This is a genomic window from Albidovulum sp. (assembly GCF_049646345.1).
GTDB lineage: Bacteria > Pseudomonadota > Alphaproteobacteria > Rhodobacterales > Rhodobacteraceae > Albidovulum.
In genome coordinates, this window is the sequence record NZ_JBARVQ010000446.1 from 1 (window position 1) to 2,503 (window position 2,503).

At 63.7% G+C, this 2,503-nt stretch carries 5 protein-coding genes; all 5 read left to right on the forward strand.

Annotated features, from left to right (window positions below; translation table 11 throughout):
- Positions 1-112 precede the first annotated feature (112 nt).
- Positions 113-400 carry a hypothetical protein gene (locus WBB85_RS11190; protein WP_432638694.1) on the forward strand — a complete coding sequence of 96 codons (288 nt, stop codon included), beginning with the start codon at positions 113-115 and terminating at the stop codon, positions 398-400.
- A 70-nt stretch (positions 401-470) separates the two neighbouring features.
- A complete protein-coding gene (locus WBB85_RS11195; RefSeq protein WP_432638695.1) occupies positions 471-779 on the forward strand; it encodes a hypothetical protein in 309 nt (102 codons plus the stop codon).
- Between the two features lie 122 nt (positions 780-901).
- Positions 902-1,576 carry a YcbK family protein gene (locus tag WBB85_RS11200; protein WP_432638696.1) on the forward strand — a complete coding sequence of 225 codons (675 nt, stop codon included), beginning with the start codon at positions 902-904 and terminating at the stop codon, positions 1,574-1,576.
- A complete protein-coding gene (locus WBB85_RS11205; RefSeq protein WP_432638698.1) occupies positions 1,576-1,827 on the forward strand; it encodes a hypothetical protein in 252 nt (83 codons plus the stop codon). Before WBB85_RS11200 ends, WBB85_RS11205 begins: the two co-directional genes overlap by 1 nt.
- A gap of 7 nt (positions 1,828-1,834) precedes the next feature.
- Complete coding sequence (locus WBB85_RS11210; protein WP_432638697.1) at positions 1,835-1,981, forward strand: hypothetical protein; 147 nt, start codon at positions 1,835-1,837, stop codon at positions 1,979-1,981.
- Positions 1,982-2,503: the final 522 nt, after the last annotated feature.

Consider the following 2,503-nt stretch of genomic DNA (forward strand, 5'->3'; position numbering starts at 1 on the left):
CAAAAATCCCATGTCGATCACTCCAAATGCCCCCAGCTGGTTCAAGCCGGGGCAAGGTTGCACATGGGTCAATTCTCAGTGACAATTTTAGCCTTTGCCGGGTCAATTCTCAGTGGCAATCAACAGCACCTATCTCTTCGGCGCGACGCTTCTCTACAAGGTCAATTCCGGCACCTCGGCCCGCATGCGCGGGCGGCTTGTGCTGAACGGGGCGACCGAAATCCGAGGATCGTTCGGCGAGTGCTCGGTCACCCCTGTCTCGCTGGCCACCGCACTCTGGCTGCAGACCATGGTGCCGCTGACGGCGGGCGATACCGTCGAGTTGCAGGGATATTTCCGGGTCGCAGACGGCTACTTCGCCGCAAATCATACCTCATTCTGGGGCGCAAAGATCGGCTGAGCGGCAAGCCGAAACCGATGCTGCGAAACGACGGCAAACGCACTGTAACGGATCATTGAAGGACATCACCATGACGGACCGCAGCACCATTCTGCAGGAGGTCGGCCAAGCCCTCCGCGACCATGGTTTTTCCGCCGCCATCACTGCGCTGATCGGCGGCATCATCACCCTGCTGGCTTCGGTGGCGCGCAAGGCGTTTACCAATGACGCCATGCTCGCCCGGCTGGACAAGGAACTGTCCCTCGAGCGCGACCGCGTCGATCGCCGCCGCGCTGAGGACCGCGAAGCTGATGCCGACCGCCTGGCCCGGATCGAAACGGATATCCGCGCCATGCGCGATCTGATGTTCGAAGCCTTCCAGCGCGGCCGAACCGACTGACCTTTTACCACACCCTGAACGACCACCCCGACCCTCCCCACCCGGCGGGCTTTGCCCGCCAGATTCTAAAGTCTGCGCGGCATTGCCGCGCGGGGGCGGGTTTTGCATTTCTGGAGACAACCATGCCGACCACAACCTACGCCCATTTCCGCGATGTGCCCGACAGCGCCTGGCGCTGGCCCAGCTTTTCGCCGGCCGAGATCGCCTGTCGCGGCACCGGCGCTATCAAGATCAACACCCAAGCCATGGACACGCTGCAGGCCCTGCGCGACCGACTTGGCAAGCCGCTGATCGTCCGCTCTGGCTATCGCAGTCCCAGCCATAACCGCGCTGTTGGCGGTGCTCCGGCCTCCAAACACATGCTGGGCACGGCCTTTGACATCGCCATGGCGAACCACGACCCAGCCACCTTTGCCGAGGCCGCCCGCGCCGTGGGCTTTCTGGGTTTTGGCACCTATCCGCGCTCCGGCTTCATGCACATCGACCTCGGGCCCGCGCGATCCTGGGGCGAACCGTTCCCGGCCCGCGCCACGCCTTTTGTGCCGGAGGTGGCCCTCGCCCGCGAAGTTCTGGCCGACAGCCGCACTCTAAAAGGCGGAGGCGCGGCGGGCATCGCCACCGTCGGCGCGGCCGGTGTCGAAGTGGCGCAGGACGTCATCGCGGAAACCCAATCTGCCATCCTGCCGTTGGTGCCCTACCTCGACACCCTGCGCTGGGTGCTGATCGCCATCGCCCTGATCGGCATCGCCGTCACGATCCGCGCCCGGCTGGACGACTGGAAGCGGGGGCAGCGATGATCACCTGGATCGCCGCGATCCTTGCCAGCGGCCCGGCGCGCAAAGCGCTGGGCATGACACTGGCCGCCCTGACCATCGCCCTGTTCCTGCTGAACTTCCGCCGCGCCGGTGAACGCGCCGGGCGGCTGGCCGAGCGCATTTCAACATCGGAAAAGACCCATGACATCCAACGCCAAATGCTGGACGCCGCCAGCCACCGCCCCGCTGATCGCGATGCTCTGGCTGAGCGGCTGCGCGATGGGCGGTTCTGATGCAGGCGTGTCATGTCCGCCCGTGGTGCCGTATAGCCCCGCCGACCAGGCGCGTGCCGCTGCGGAGATCAAAGCCTTGCCTGAGGGCGCGGTCGTGGTCCGGATGCTCAGCGACTATGCCGTCCTGCGCGATCAGGTGCGCGCCTGCTGGTGAAAAGGGGCCGGGCAATTGCCTGCGAGAAGCGCCTGACGCCTCGACCGTAACGTCACGCCCGGCCCGTTTCACGGATTTACAGTTTCAAAGAACGGCAGGGAGTCGCTGCGCGGACAGAATGGCATGCGCCCCCGCCTTCTGTCGCGCGCGGAAATGGGCACAATTGTGCACCCGATGTCAGGGTCGTTCTGGCGTCGGAATATCCGTTTTTTCTAACAAAGGCGGGATGGGGAACCAAGCCGCGCATGCCTTGGTGCAGATATTGCGCAAAAAACCCGCGTTTGCACCGCGCTTCCGGACGGACCACTTGGGTTCTCAACCGCTGTGAGCTGCTCTGGTCACGAACGGCTGGCACAGGGACTGCGGACTTTCGCTGCGCCTTGGTCGAACTGGTACAGTGCGGAGATACTGTTGAAAAAGTCAGTTGATTGGTTGCCGAAGCCCTGATTCACTCGATTTGAGAGTGGAGGGCTTGATGATGATGGGACCGAGGCAGGTGGCTCAAGGCGCGCTGTTTTACGA

Bases quoted from the DNA above. Each gene is read 5' to 3' on its own strand.
- WBB85_RS11195 (WP_432638695.1), top strand. From the start codon at position 471: ATGACGGACCGCAGCACCATTCTGCAGGAGGTCGGCCAAGCCCTCCGC.
- WBB85_RS11200 (WP_432638696.1), top strand. From the start codon at position 902: ATGCCGACCACAACCTACGCCCATTTCCGCGATGTGCCCGACAGCGCC.